Here is a 14,489-nt window from a genome sequence, read left to right as displayed (position 1 = left end):
CCGGGAGAGTAGGTGGCCGCCAACCCCACCACAGCAGCCCCTGATGCCCCCAAGCGTCAGGGGCTGCCTGCGTTTACACCCACCACCCACCGCCAAGCCGCGGCAAGCTCGTGACACGCCCCGGCAAGCACGTGACACGCCCCGGCAAACATGTGAGGCCCGGCAAGCACGTGACATGCCCCCACAACAGCTGCCACCGCCCCGAGGGACTGCCACGCCGTCGAAACCAGGAAACAGGCAGAGCAAGCGGAGCAGCCGGCTGGAACAGTAAGGATCATACGCCGCCTGTATTCACTCTGGCATAGCATGCCACTCCGTTTATATCTACTATCATTGGATAATGGACGGGGCCTGGTTAGATACAACACTGGCCCTGTAAATATCCTTAGACAGAACAGTTAGGTAGTAACTGAAGTGAAGGACCCTAAGTTTGGCCAATTAAGATATTATGTCTCGAGTATAGATTAGAGAACTAAAAGAAGTAACGTACTATAGCTACTTAGCTTATTAACTTTATTTGTAAGCTAGTATGATAGTTCTACACCTTATGATCCATTTATCAAACATTTATTACTAAGCTTAATAAAACTAGGTTAGATTAGATAAGAAAACTAAGGCGTATATTTCTTGATTAACTAGTTTATGCAAAATTCAATAGTTTACAGATACTCAGATTTCCTTATGTGAGTACCTAAACATAAGAGTATGTTAAAACTAAAAGGGGCTACAGGTATAACCTGCAGCCCCTTTTAGTTGGTGTTGTATGTTTAACCTTACACATTGATAAATTTAGGATGGATCAGGTTTTCCATAGAGAATATCTCGTCCCACTTAGCCTGTGTAATTAATTTGCGCTCTAGCACAGTGATTTCGTGAATGGATTTACCTGTGGTTAGAGCCTCCTTGGCAATAGATGCCGACTCTTCGTAACCAAGAATAGGGTTAAGCGACGTAACTATACCAATGCTGTTCATAACCATATTGCGGCAAATCTCCTCATTTGCTGTAATGCCATCCACACACTTGCTCTGCAACGTATAGCACGCGTTTTCCAGGAAAGTCAGTGAGTTGAACAGACTATAAGCAATAACTGGCTCCATCACGTTAAGTTGCAACTGCCCAGCCTCTGCCGCCATGGTAACTGTCATATCAGCACCAATCACATAATAAGCTGTTTGATTGACTACTTCAGGTATAACAGGATTTACCTTACCCGGCATAATAGAAGAACCAGGCTGCATGCGTGGCAGATTAATTTCATTTAAGCCAGCACGGGGGCCTGATGAAAGCAAACGTAAGTCGTTACAGATTTTGGATACCTTGACGGCACAGCGCTTCATCACACCTGATACCTGCACATAAGCCCCTGTATCGCAGGTTGCTTCAATCAGGTCTTCAGCAAGAATTACTGGTACTCCCGAAATTTCCTTTAGTATGTCTGTTACTAGTTGTGGATAGCCCTGCGGAGCGTTGATGGAAGTACCAATAGCAGTCGCCCCCATGTTAATCTCGCAGATTAACATCTTGACCTCATGCAATCGCTGAATATCCTCTCTTATAGTTGTAGCAAAACCATGGAACTCAGCACCCAATGTCATAGGAACAGCATCCTGTAACTGCGTACGTCCCATTTTCAGCACTTCTTTAAATTCCTCCGCCTTACGACCAAAAGATAGCTGCAAGGCTTCCAGACTCTCTATAAAAGCCTGTATCTTCCAGTAAAGTGCGAGCCTGAAGGCTGTTGGGTAAGCATCGTTCGTGGATTGTGAGCAGTTTACATGGTTGTTCGGATGAAGGATGTTGTAAGTGCCCTTGGCATGGCCCATGTATTCCAGGCCGATATTGGCAATCACCTCGTTCACGTTCATGTTCACCGATGTGCCAGCGCCCCCTTGTATCATATCGGTTACAAACTGATCGAGGTGTTCGCCCGCGATTAGTTTGTCACTTGCATACACAATGGCGTCGGTTACTTCTTTGCTTAAAACGCCGCATTGGTGGTTGGCAAGCGCAGCAGCCTTTTTTACATAAGCGAACGCCTTAATAAATAGCGGCTCTTTCGAAATAGGCGTACCTGTGATGTGAAAGTTTTCTAGTGCGCGTGTTGTTTGAATTCCATAGTAGACCTCATTGGGTATTTCTCTTTCTCCCAAAAAGTCGTGTTCTATCCTTACTTTTTCCATGCTATATTCTTAAAGACATATTTATTTACTCTCCCAGCTGTTGGGGAGCAGCAGAGACGTGTAATGCTATACCTAGATCTTTTGCTACTTCCATAACGATGCTGGTCGCATATTTCTTTGTGCAACGCAGCTTGCCGCTTTGGCTATAGTCTGTGATCAGGCTTTGATTTATTATCAGTTTTGAGGCATACTCTCCATACCTGGCCATGATCTCTTTCTGTACCATGGTTAGCAGTTCTTTGCGGCGCTCTGTCTCGGGTGTGCGCAAAGGCCGTTGGAAGCGATGCTCTGGATAGTCGTGGCTAATGTTGTTGGTCTTGGCCGCTTCTTTGGCTCCCTGCAGTGCATTTTCCAGTAACCGTTCGTTTTTCGGCTTCTTCAAATTGCCGTGTATACCTCTTGTATGGTTTAACCACTCGTGCAGGTCGGTGTTCGGATTATTGGCTAACTCCACCAGCGCCTCGTTGGGTATAACAAAATGGGCCGGCTTGTTAAACTGCTGCGCCAGGTCCTCCCGGAAGGCATAGAGTGATTTGAGGAGGTATTGTTGGTAATAATTGAGACGATAAGAGTGTTTTAAACGCAGATGAGGGTTCTCCGACTCCGTATATTTCAACTGTTCCAGCAAGAGGTTTTCCTCTTCTAACCAATGCATACGTCCGAGTTGCTTAATCTCCTGTAGCAGCTTGGCCTTAATCTGATGCAGGTATATCACATCTATGGCAGCGTAACGGAGCTGGTCCTCTGTAAGTGGCCGTTTGTTCCAGTTACTGGATTGCTGCGACTTATCGATCTCCTTCCCAAATTCCTCTTTAAGGACAGTTGCCAGTGAAGAGCGCTCGTAGTTCAGGATTTTGGCAGCTACATCAGTATCTACTATACCTTTTACAGAGCATCCCATCTTATCCAGCAGCAGGATGTCGTTGTTGGAGTGATGGATGATCTTTGTAACGGCCGGATTGCCCATTAACTGGAAAAAGGAATCCAAGTTGTTGATATAGAACGGGTCGATAATAAAGCACTTTCCTTTGCCGTCAGCAACCTGGATCAGGCAGAGGTTGAAACCATAGGTATAGCGGTTTTGATCAAATTCCAGGTCGACGGCAAGTTCGTCACATTGCTCCAACTGCTGCACAGCCTGACGCAACTCTGCGTCGGATGCTACCAGCTCGATAGCCACACCGTCTTCTTCTAAAGATAATTTTTCCATTGGCTAAATTTAATCAAGTATTAAGCCATATCCATACGTCCCATATTATTTTTCTTTGGGCCAAAGCGCATAAAAAAGGTCCCCTCCCAGAAAACTGGAAGGGGACCTTTATTAGTCAATTATGTATATTATTGGATAGGTCTTTCTTCTGGAATTTCATCTGCCACACCATCATTCACAGTAGTATCCATAACTGTAGTGGTGTCAGTATCCATATCTGCATCCACATCAATATCTGAAGTTTCTACCTCGTCAATAGTATCAGTTTCTGTGGCTGTGTTATTGTCAGTACCACAAGCTGTAAAAGCAAAGAAGGCGAATGCTGCGAATGCAAATTTTATTGTCTTTTTCATGATTTTCAAATTTTGTTAAACAAGCAAATTTGTACTTATTTATTTGGGTTATACGGAAAGGTAACCCTTGGGATTTATTTTTTCTGCATTTATCTCTGTGAATGGATTGTATTTGATTGTAAAACAGGTATTTGCCAGGGTGAGTGTTGTAGGGCAACTTACTCAGAGCAGTATCAGTTTTATAGGTAGTTGATTATGGAATATAACTTTATTTATTTGGGGGTGTGCTCTTGTGATCTTCTTAAATAGCATTAGGAAAATGAATCTGTCTCAAGCGATAGCCAAAAGCAAAGAAGCCTCCCCGAACCTGCGGAGAGGCTTCTTTACAGCCAGATTGCATACCTGAAAGCTATTGGATCTCGGCTAACGACTTTTCGCGCTTTGCCCTGAATTCGGATTTCTCACGCCACGTGGGGTAGGTATCACCATTGGCCACGCGCAAACCCACTCTAAAATAAAGTTGAAGGTCTTCCACAGCGCCATCCAGGTTCCAGTCTTCGTATACCTCATCGCTTACTTTGTGGTAATGCTCAGCTGTGTATTGCTCCTGCTTTTTTGTAATGTAGTCAGCAGGTTGGTTGCGGGCCACTATACCTGATTTGGCATAGAGAGCCGGCACCCCTTGCTTGGCAAACTCGAAATGATCAGAGCGGTAAAAGGAGCCTTTTTCTGGAGACGCCTCCGGAACGATCCGGCGGTTTTGTGTGCCTGCCTCCTCTTTCAATATGTCTTCCAGATCAGAGTTGCCATACCCGATCACAATTACATCTTCGGTTGGGTGGTAAGGATTGAGTACATCCATGTTGATATTGGCAAGGGTTTTGGTGAGAGGGTATAGCGGGTTAGCGGCGTAGTACTTAGAACCCAGCAAGCCCTTCTCCTCTGCGGTTACGGCTAGAAACAGGATAGACCGCTTTGGCTTCTCTGGCAACTGAGTAAAGGCCTTTGCCAGTTCAATGAGTCCGGCTGTGCCGCTGGCATTGTCCATCGCGCCATTGTAAATTTGGTCTCCCTGCAGTTTTTCGTCCTTGCCCAGGTGGTCCCAGTGAGCGGTGTACACCACATACTCACTCTTCAGCTCCGGATCTGCGCCTTCCAGCTTGGCAATTACATTGCGAGACTCTACTTCCCGCAACTGGTTTTTGATTTTGAAGTTTGCCTTTGCATTGAGCGGTACAGGCTTGAATCCCTTTTGGGCAGCAGCGCTTTTTAGCTTCTCGAAGTCGTTGCCTGAAGCCGCGAAGAGTTCACGGGCTTTGCTATCGGTTATCCAGGACTCTACAGCCAAGCGGTCCATGTTCTTGCCCGGGTTGCTGATGTCAAAGTTCTCACGGCTCCAACTTCCTGATATCACCTCATAAGGATAACCTGCCGGTTCTGTTTCGTGGATGATGATGGCGGCAGCGGCCCCCTTCTCGGCAGCGATCTCATACTTGTAAGTCCACCGGCCATAGTAGGTCATGGCCTTACCGCCAAACATGGTGCTGTCCAGCTGATCGGGGTTATTGGGGCTAGGTATAGGCGGATCGTTTATGAGCATCACAATCGTCTTGCCCTTTACATCCACACCTTTGTAGTCATCCCAGCCATACTCAGGAGCCACAATGCCATACCCCACAAACACCAGGTCGGAGTTATTGACGTTCACATCCTGCACAAAGCGGCGGGAAACAGCCACATAATCGTTGGGGAAGGAAAGATTAATGGTTTTGCCACCTGCTGTAAAGTTTGCCTGGGGCTGCGCAGTAAAGCCAAACATAGGCACCTTCTGCACAAAAGTGCCGTTTGGGTTGCCCGGCTGCAGGCCGAGTTTCTGAAACTCACGGGTAAGGTAGTTTACCGTAGAGTCCTCTCCAGCGGTACCAGGGCTTCGCCCTTCAAACTCATCAGATGCCAGCACGCGGATGTGCTGCAGGAGGTCGTTAGCGTTGATGCTCTGCTGGGCGCTGAGCAGACCTGTTGTATCGCTGGCCACTGCGGTGCGGTCGTCGCTGTCTGCTACCTCCCGGGCATTTTCGTTGCAGCCAGAAGCCAGCAGGCTAAGAAGCGCGAGGCCGATCATATCTTTTTTCATAGGGCTATGTAGGTATGTTAAAGTACTGAAGTTAATACTTTTATTCATACCGTTGGTTGCAGCTAGCCAATTATTGGTCAGGCGGCTATTTCCCAACTGGCGGGAATGCCTTGATGAAGTGACTTGATAAGCTGCAGGCAGGCGGCTGGAGCCTGGTATAACTGACACTCCCAAATAACCACCCGTTGCCAGCCCGCCTCCCGGTATAGGTTCTTATAGCGTTCATCCCGCAACCGATTATTCGTAAACTTTTCATTCCAGAATTGTAGATTGGACTTAGGGAGCGCCGGTTGGCAGTAAGGGCAGCGGTGCCAGAAACAGCCGTGCACAAAAATAGCCAGGCGACGGGACGGAAAGCAAATGTCTGGCTTGCCTGGAGCCTTTGGCCAGTGCACCCGATAGCCGCGCAGATCATGGTGCCAAAGCAGCCGTCGAAGCTTTAGCTCTGGTTTTGTGTTGCGGCTTTTGTTGCCACGCATATACCTGCTTACTTTTTCCTGGGCTGTAAGCAGGCCAGTTTTTGCTTTATATTTTCTGACTTTCTTTTTGGCTGTCAATTCAGTTAGGGCTGTTTTAGGCTTAAACAGTTTAGCAGTTATGAAAGTGCCGCGTAATTGCAGGATTCAATCAGGGGAATTTTAGGCGCTATAAATTGCTGGTGTGACTACTCGTTTCAGGTATAGTCATTCTTCAATCCAACACTATATATAAATAATATATACCTTTGTATGCTCTTGATAATTAATCATATTTGCTTATGCGAATGTATAAAGTTTGATTTCTTATAAATACTCTTAACTTTGCCTTTACACACAGCCGTAAACATCAGTTATGGATAAATATACCTATATCGCCAATGCGCACGGTGCCTACATCGACGAGCTTTACAAAGCTTATCAGCAGGATCCAGAGTCAGTAGACTTTGGCTGGCGCAAATTCTTTGAAGGTTTTGAGTTCTCAACAGCTTACAACGAGAACGGCCACGACACCGCAGAAGCCCCTGCGGGTGCTCCTGCCAAAGCTGCCGCCGCAACAGGCGAGTCAGAAAAAGAAGTAGCTGTTCGCAATTTCATATACGCTTACCGCAGCCGCGGCCACCTGCGTTCCAAAACCAACCCAGTGCGTGAGCGCAAAGACCGCAAGGCTTTGCTCGACCTGGCAGACTTTGGCCTGTCGGAGGCTGACCTGGACACCGTGTTTCAGGTAGGCGATATCATCGGCATCGGACCTGCCAAGCTGCGCGACATTGTGGCGGCAGTGCAGAAAATTTACGAAGGCCCGATTGGCTACGAGTACATGTACATCCGCGACCCTGAGATGCTCACGTGGTTGCAGAACAAAATAGAAAAGGAATCCCTGGCCTTTAACCCGGGCATCGAGTACAAGAAGCGCATTCTTTCGAAACTGAACGAGGCGGTAGTATTCGAGAACTTCCTGCACACAAAATTCTTAGGCCAGAAGCGTTTCTCACTCGAGGGTGGTGAAACAACTATACCTGCCCTGGATGCCATCATTGACAAGGCGTCTGAACTGGGTGCCAAGGAAGTCGTGATAGGTATGGCGCACCGCGGTCGTCTGAACGTGCTGGCCAACATCATGGGCAAGACCTATGAGCAGATTTTCTCGGAGTTTGAGGGAACGGCCACGCCAGACCTGACCATGGGCGATGGTGACGTGAAGTACCACATGGGCTTCTCTTCGGAAGTAGATACTCCATCGGGCAACAAAGTGAACCTGAAGCTGGCGCCAAACCCATCGCACCTGGAGGCGGTGAACCCAGTGGTAGAGGGCTTCGTGCGTGCCAAGATTGACTGCATGTACGACCGCGACCCGAAACAGATTGTGCCTATCCTGATTCACGGCGACGCCGCCGTGGCTGGCCAGGGCATTGTGTACGAGGTAACCCAGATGGCCAAGCTGAAAGGCTACCAAACGGGCGGTACGATTCACTTTGTAATCAACAACCAGGTTGGTTTCACGACGGATTTTGAAGACGCCCGCTCTTCTATCTACTGCACGGATGTAGCTAAAATTATCGACGCGCCTGTGCTGCACGTAAATGGCGACGACCCAGAAGCGGTTGTGTTTGCCGTGCGTTTGGCAACAGAGTACCGTCAGAAGTTCGGTAACGACATCTTCATCGACATGGTGTGCTACCGCCGTCATGGTCACAACGAGGCAGATGAGCCGAAATTCACGCAGCCACACCTGTACAACCTGATTTCGAAGCACCCGAATCCACGCGAGGTATATAATAAGGAATTGATTAGCCGCGGCGACATCAATGCCGAACTGGCGCAGTCTATGGACAAGGAATTCCGCCAGATGCTGCAGGACCGCCTGGACATGGTGAAGCAGAAGCCGCTTCCTTACAACTACCAGACGCTGGAGAAAGAGTGGAAAGAACTTCGTCGCTCAACAGCCGAAGACTTCAACCAGTCACCTGAAACAGGTATAGCCCCAGAGGTGGTGGAGCGTGTAGGTAAGGCCCTTTCGACTGTTCCGCAGGGCTTTAAGCCGCTGAAGCAAATCGAGAAGCTGCTGAAGGACCGCAAAGAGATGTTCTTTGAGAGCCGCCAACTGAACTGGGCTGCCGCCGAGTTGCTGGCCTATGGCTCGTTGCTGACAGAGGGCAAAATTGTGCGCTTAAGCGGACAAGATGTGCAGCGCGGTACGTTCTCGCACCGTCATGCTGTGCTCCGCGATGCAAACACCAGCGCTCCTTACAATAGCCTGAACCACATTCAGGACGACCAGCGCCAGTTAGAAATTTACAACTCGCTGCTGTCTGAGTATGGTGTGCTGGGCTTTGAGTTTGGCTATGCGATGGCTAACCCGAATGCACTGGTTATCTGGGAAGCTCAGTTTGGTGACTTCGCCAACGGTGCCCAGGTAATGATTGACCAGTTTATCGCGGCTACCGAATCGAAGTGGCAGCGCATGAACGGTGTGGTGATGCTGTTGCCGCACGGGTATGAGGGCCAGGGGCCAGAGCACTCCAATGCCCGCCCTGAGCGCTTCCTGCAGCTGGCAGCCGAAAACAACATGTTCGTGACCAACATCACAACGCCAGCCAACTTCTTCCACTTCCTGCGTCGTCAGTTGGCCTTGCCATTCCGCAAGCCAGCCATCAACATGGCGCCGAAGTCGCTGCTGCGCCACCCGAATGTGGTATCGCCAGTTGAGGAGTTCACTAAAGGAAGTTTCAGAGAGGTAATCGGCGACAGCTACGCTTCAGCCAAGTCAGTGAAGAAAGTATTGCTTTGCACTGGTAAAGTATACTTCGACCTGTTGGAAGAGCAGCAGAAGAACAAGCGCAAGGATGTAGCCATTATCCGTATGGAGCAGCTGGCGCCATTCCCGAAAGTGCAGTTGGAGGCCGAGCTCAAGAAATACAAAAATGCCAAGGTTTACTGGGTACAGGAAGAGCCAGAAAACATGGGCGGTTGGATGTACGTGCTGCGCATCATGCGTAACAACGTGGAAGACGTAGTAGCCCGCAAGCCAAGCGCTTCACCTGCCACTGGCTACAACAAAATACACGGCAAAGAGCAAGTAGACCTGATTGAACGCGCGTTTGCTATTTAATTGAGGAGTAGGTATAAATGGATAGCTGAAATAGGTTTAGTCCTTTATACCTGCTCACTCGTAGTTGATAATTCGTAATTCATAATTGATAAAAAATATGAGCTTAGAAGTTAAAGTGCCTACCGTAGGTGAGTCCATCACCGAGGTGACTATAGCCCAGTGGCTGAAAAAAGACGGTGACCGTGTGGAAATGGATGAGGTGATTGCGGAGTTGGAATCTGACAAAGCCACATTCGAACTGCCCGCAGAAGCCGCAGGCATTTTACGCATCGTTGCACAAGAGGGCGATACCATTGAGGTAGGCGCCACCATCTGCCGCATCGAGCAAAATGGCGAGGCAGGTAGCGCTCCTGCTGCCCCTGCCGCCAAACATGAAACCGCTGCCCCAACCGCGACTGCCGAGGCTCCAGCTGCACAGGAGTCTGCTCCTGCAGCCGCACAGGGTGCTGGTGAGACCAAAGAAATGCGTGTGCCAACCGTTGGCGAGTCTATCACGGAGGTGACAATTGCCAGCTGGTTGAAAAACGACGGCGACCACGTGGAGATGGACGAGGTAATTGCAGAACTGGAGTCGGATAAGGCTACGTTTGAGTTGCCAGCCGAAGCCGCAGGTACACTGCAGATTGTAGCCCAGCAAGGCGACACCGTAGAGATTGGCGGATTGCTTTGCCGCATCGTGCAGGGTGCTGGCGCAGGCGCTGCCAAGCCAGCCGCTCAGCCAAGTGCCCCAACTGCACAAGCTGCTCAGCCAGCCGCCGCTGCTCCATCGGGTTCGCAGACTTACGCTTCTGGCACCCCATCGCCAGCAGCTGGTAAAATCCTTTCTGAGAAAGGCATCAACCCAGCCGATGTGCAAGGTACAGGCCGCGATGGCCGCATTACGAAAGAAGACGCCATGGGCGCTCAGGCAAGACCTGCCGCACAGCCAGCCGCCGCGCCAGCTGCCAAGCAGGAGACTGCCGCTGCCGCCCCTGCTGCTACAGGCGACCGCAACCAGCGTCGCGAGAAAATGAGCTCGCTGCGCAAAACAGTTGCCCGCCGCCTGGTGCAGGTGAAAAACGAAACGGCCATGCTCACTACTTTCAACGAAGTAGACATGAAGCCAATCATGGACATCCGCAACAAGTACAAAGACAAGTTCAAGGAGAAGCACGAGGTAGGTCTCGGTTTCATGTCTTTCTTCACGAAAGCCTGTACCGTAGCCCTGCAGGAGTGGCCAGCCGTGAACGCCATGATTGACGGCAACGACATCGTGTTCAACGATTTCTGCGATGTGTCTATCGCGGTGTCTTCACCGAAAGGTCTGGTAGTACCTGTAATCCGCAACGCCGAGCAATTGACGCTGGATGGCATCGAGAAAGAAGTGATTCGTCTGGCCAAGAAAGCCCGCGACGGAAAACTTTCTATCGACGAGATGACAGGCGGTACCTTTACCATCACCAACGGTGGTGTGTTCGGTTCGATGATGTCAACGCCAATCATCAATGCGCCGCAGTCGGCTATCCTGGGTATGCACAACATCGTGCAGCGCCCTGTTGCCATCAACGGTCAGGTTGAGATTCGCCCGATGATGTACCTGGCCCTTTCTTACGACCACCGCATCATCGACGGCCGCGAGTCGGTTAGCTTCCTGGTGCGTGTGAAGGAGCTTCTTGAAGACCCAATGAGACTGCTGTTAGGCGTTTAATGTATTGAGATAGAAGAGGAGGGGTAAGCGATAAGAGTTTGCTCCTCCTTTTTATTGTATTTACAGCATTAGTAGAACCTACCCCTGCCCCTCCCAAGAGGGGATTATCGCACAAGCTGATTCCCCTCCTCGGAGGGGCTAGGGTGGGTCAATCTTAAAAAAGAAACCAAATACAAACCGAGAGTATACCTCTCCCAAAGTATAAAAAGATGAAATACGATGTAACTGTAATCGGTTCTGGTCCTGGTGGCTACGTGGCGGCGATACGCTGTGCACAGCTGGGCTTGAAAACCGCCATCATAGAGAAGTATAACGTATTGGGCGGTACCTGCCTCAATGTAGGCTGTATCCCATCAAAAGCTCTGCTCGACTCTTCGGAGCATTACCACAACGCCGCGCATACCTTTAAGGAGCATGGCATCGAGCTGAACGACTTGCAGGTGAACATCGAGCAGATGATTAACCGCAAGGCGGGCGTAGTGAAGTCGAATAACGACGGCATCGCCTTTCTGATGAAGAAAAACAAAATTGACACCTACTACGGTCTGGGCTCATTCGTAAGCAAAAACAAGATAAAAGTAACAGGTGCCGATGGCAACGTGCAGGAGATTGAAACGGACAAGACCATTATCGCAACAGGTTCTAAACCGACTACCCTGCCTTTCCTGCCAATCGATAAGAAGCGCATCATCACCTCTACGGAGGCTTTGGAACTGAAAGAGGTGCCGAAGAAAATGATTGTAATTGGTGGTGGCGTGATTGGTCTGGAGTTGGGTTCTGTGTATGCTCGTCTGGGCACGAAAGTACAGGTGATTGAGTACATGGACGCCATCATCCCGGCCATGGACCGTGCGTTGGGCAAAGAGCTGCAGCGTGTGCTCAAGAAGACACTGGGCTTCGAGTTTTTCTTCAACCACAAAGTGACGGGCGCTACCAACGAGGGCGAAACCGTGAAAGTAACTGCCCAGAACCCGAAAGGCGAGGAAGTGACCTTTGACGGCGACTACGTGCTGGTATCGGTGGGTCGCAAGCCGTATACCGAGGGCCTTGGCCTGGAGAATGCAGGCGTGCAAATGGGCGAGCGCGGTATGATTGCCGTAAACGACCACCTGGAGACCAACGTGCCAGGCATCTATGCCATCGGTGACGTAGTGCGTGGCGCCATGCTGGCCCACAAAGCCGAAGAAGAGGGCGTGTTCGTGGCCGAAACCATCGTGGGTCAGAAGCCGCACATCAACTACAACCTGATACCAGGTGTGGTGTATACCTGGCCAGAAGTGGCAGGCGTAGGCTTTACCGAAGAGCAACTGAAAGAGCAGGGCCGTGCTTACAAAACTGGGTCGTTCCCATTCAAAGCATCTGGTCGTGCCAAGGCGTCGATGGATACGGACGGTTTCGTGAAAGTGCTGGCTGACAAGGAAACCGACGAGATTCTGGGTATGCACATGATTGGCCCGCGTATCGCCGACCTGATTGCGGAGGCAGTGGTGGCAATGGAGTTCCGTGCTTCGGCAGAGGACATCTCCCGCATGAGCCATGCACACCCAACCTATACAGAGGCAATTAAAGAGGCCTGCTTGGCAGCGACGGAGAATCGCGCCCTGCATATTTAATTTGTAGCTAATTTAGTCGCTAAGGTTTGTAATAGCGTCGGTCATTCTTGGCCGGCGCTATTTTTTTGTTAGTGAATGAATTCAACTGCTCTAATAGGTTTACGTTATATTTGGATATGGCAATTTAATCATATGTTAACCATGAAAAGGTCGCGCCAAGTACCCATAAGAAGAGTTAAATTGCTGCTGGTACTGGGTGTACTCCTGCCTTTTCTGGTTGCAAGCTTTACTAGTCAGCTGCTCTGTTCCAAGTTGGTGGAAAGGCTACTTTCCTTTGGCTCCATTTTCCTGTTCGTCTTCTTGATCTTCTGGATTGTAGCCAACACAATTAGGCAACTGCTCGAAGAATAATTTTTAGCGCCAGGCAACTATTCTGTAAGATGCTCCATCTAGGAGGTATAAGCTGATATTCAATTCACTACTTATACCTTACAACCATGAAAAAAACGCTGCTATTCCTGTTCCTGCTGGCTGTGCCCTTTATTACCTGGGCCCAAACAAGTGTAAACGCCGCCGACATCGTGGCTAAAATCAATCGTGGTGAAGCTGTTATTTACAAAGACGCTACGATAGTGGGCGTGCTGGATCTGACTAAGCTGGATAACATGCGCCTCGAGAAAAAAGCGGACAATAAAAACAGCACCGACGAATACATCAGCACAGTGAAGGTGCCGCTAACTTTTGTCAACTGTACTTTTAAGGCTGACGTGCTGGCTTACTACAACCCCGATAACCAAGACATAAAGCTTGTTAACAGGAAAAACGAAGTGTTCAACACAAATTTCGATAAAGCTGTGCGTTTCGAGAACTGTGTGTTCGAAGGGGCTAGCGCTTTCAAATACGCTAAGTTCAAAGACGAAGCGTCGTTTGCGGGCAGCAGCTTTTGGCACGAGGCGCTCTTTAAGTACAGCAAGTTCTCCAGATCAGCCGATTTTACCCGCACCCGGTTTTCAGAAGAGGCCAATTTTAAGTATGTGACCTTTCCTGAGAACTCGAGTTTCGGGAATGCTACTTTCAAAAGAGAGGCAAACTTTAAGTATGCCAAGTTTAGCGGGGACGCAGATTTTAGAGCGGCAGACTTCAGAGGGCTGGCCAACTTCAAGTATACCAAAGTAGCCAACAAGATGCATCTCCAGCGAGCTGACTTCAGAGGCAACGAAGACTTCAAGTACACGCAAGTCAACAACCAGAAAGTATCCCGGGCAGATCTGGTGAATTAGCATTGTAATAACTGCACTAATCTACCAATAGCTATGTTAGGCGGAAAGGCAGGTATAGGCGTCAGCCCGAGCCACTGGGTTCGTACCTGATTAACCAGCTCCAAACTCAACGCCCGCCTATACCTGCGAACTGCCAGACTGACTGCCACGGCTGTTTTCAAGGAATTTGCTTTCACCCGGATCGTGTGCTGGCTATACCTGGCCGGATGCAGGTGCACGTGCCTTTCTTCTATAATGCCCCAGCGCAGCACCCACTGGCTTCCGTCAGACAAGGAGAATAGCCGGTAATCGGAGGAACTGCCTGATAGGTATAGCCGATATGTAGCTGGGGTGGATGCTTCTTGCGCCCGAATGTGGGCAATGGTTTCTTGAGCGATTTGCTGAACCTGAAGTTCACCCAGGTATAGGTCGAGTTGAGAGCTGCCAAGCGTCTTGAGTTGTGAGATAATTGCGCTTTCCTCGGCACACGCCTGCGTCGCTATAAACTCCCGGATATACCCCAGATGATGCTTAAGCGGATGAAAAAGGATAGGCTGAGGCAAGTCCGGATGGTGCATAGCT

The 14,489-nt window shown here is 49.5% G+C and carries 11 protein-coding genes; 5 read left to right on the top strand and 6 right to left on the bottom strand.

Annotated features, from left to right (window positions below):
• Positions 1–773: 773 nt before the first annotated feature.
• From aspA to BD749_RS18720, 5 genes are all read right to left on the bottom strand, one after another.
• Entirely contained in the window at positions 774–2,183 is a 1,410-nt protein-coding gene (gene aspA / locus BD749_RS18740) for an aspartate ammonia-lyase (protein ID WP_101447358.1), read from the bottom strand.
• 25 nt (positions 2,184–2,208) lie between these two features.
• Positions 2,209–3,393 carry a ribonuclease D gene (locus BD749_RS18735; RefSeq protein WP_101447356.1) on the bottom strand — a complete coding sequence of 395 codons (1,185 nt, stop codon included), beginning with the start codon at positions 3,391–3,393 and terminating at the stop codon, positions 2,209–2,211.
• A gap of 128 nt (positions 3,394–3,521) precedes the next feature.
• The gene (locus BD749_RS18730) at positions 3,522–3,746 is read right to left on the bottom strand and encodes a hypothetical protein (protein WP_101447354.1); all 225 of its coding nucleotides are present in this window, start codon (positions 3,744–3,746) and stop codon (positions 3,522–3,524) included.
• A gap of 349 nt (positions 3,747–4,095) precedes the next feature.
• A complete protein-coding gene (locus tag BD749_RS18725) occupies positions 4,096–5,820 on the bottom strand; it encodes a M28 family metallopeptidase (protein ID WP_101447352.1) in 1,725 nt (574 codons plus the stop codon).
• A 77-nt stretch (positions 5,821–5,897) separates the two neighbouring features.
• Positions 5,898–6,377, bottom strand: a complete 480-nt coding sequence (locus tag BD749_RS18720) for a very short patch repair endonuclease (RefSeq protein WP_101447350.1) — start codon at positions 6,375–6,377, stop codon at positions 5,898–5,900.
• 274 nt (positions 6,378–6,651) lie between these two features.
• Between BD749_RS18720 and BD749_RS18715 the strand changes: the two genes are divergently transcribed.
• The 5 genes from BD749_RS18715 (at position 6,652) to BD749_RS18700 (ending at position 13,928) form a co-directional block, all read left to right on the top strand.
• Positions 6,652–9,408: a 2-oxoglutarate dehydrogenase E1 component gene (locus BD749_RS18715; protein ID WP_101447348.1), complete on the top strand. Its 2,757-nt coding sequence runs from the start codon at positions 6,652–6,654 to the stop codon at positions 9,406–9,408.
• 97 nt (positions 9,409–9,505) lie between these two features.
• Entirely contained in the window at positions 9,506–11,095 is a 1,590-nt protein-coding gene (gene odhB, locus BD749_RS18710; protein ID WP_101447386.1) for a 2-oxoglutarate dehydrogenase complex dihydrolipoyllysine-residue succinyltransferase, read from the top strand.
• A gap of 209 nt (positions 11,096–11,304) precedes the next feature.
• Complete coding sequence (gene lpdA, locus BD749_RS18705) at positions 11,305–12,708, top strand: dihydrolipoyl dehydrogenase (protein ID WP_101447346.1); 1,404 nt, start codon at positions 11,305–11,307, stop codon at positions 12,706–12,708.
• A gap of 141 nt (positions 12,709–12,849) precedes the next feature.
• Positions 12,850–13,059 (top strand): hypothetical protein, encoded by a 210-nt coding sequence (locus BD749_RS19275; protein WP_143741286.1) that lies wholly within the window; start codon positions 12,850–12,852, stop codon positions 13,057–13,059.
• An 86-nt stretch (positions 13,060–13,145) separates the two neighbouring features.
• On the top strand, positions 13,146–13,928 hold the full coding sequence (locus BD749_RS18700; RefSeq protein WP_101447344.1) for a pentapeptide repeat-containing protein: 783 nt from the start codon (positions 13,146–13,148) through the stop codon (positions 13,926–13,928).
• Here BD749_RS18700 and BD749_RS18695 read toward each other — a convergent pair.
• Positions 13,925–14,485, bottom strand: a complete 561-nt coding sequence (locus BD749_RS18695; RefSeq protein ID WP_101447342.1) for a hypothetical protein — start codon at positions 14,483–14,485, stop codon at positions 13,925–13,927. The genes BD749_RS18700 and BD749_RS18695 overlap by 4 nt on opposite strands.
• Between the last annotated feature and the right edge of the window lie 4 nt (positions 14,486–14,489).

This window comes from Pontibacter ramchanderi (genome assembly GCF_002846395.1).
Taxonomy (GTDB): domain Bacteria; phylum Bacteroidota; class Bacteroidia; order Cytophagales; family Hymenobacteraceae; genus Pontibacter; species Pontibacter ramchanderi.
This window is presented reverse-complemented; position numbering and strand designations above follow the sequence as displayed.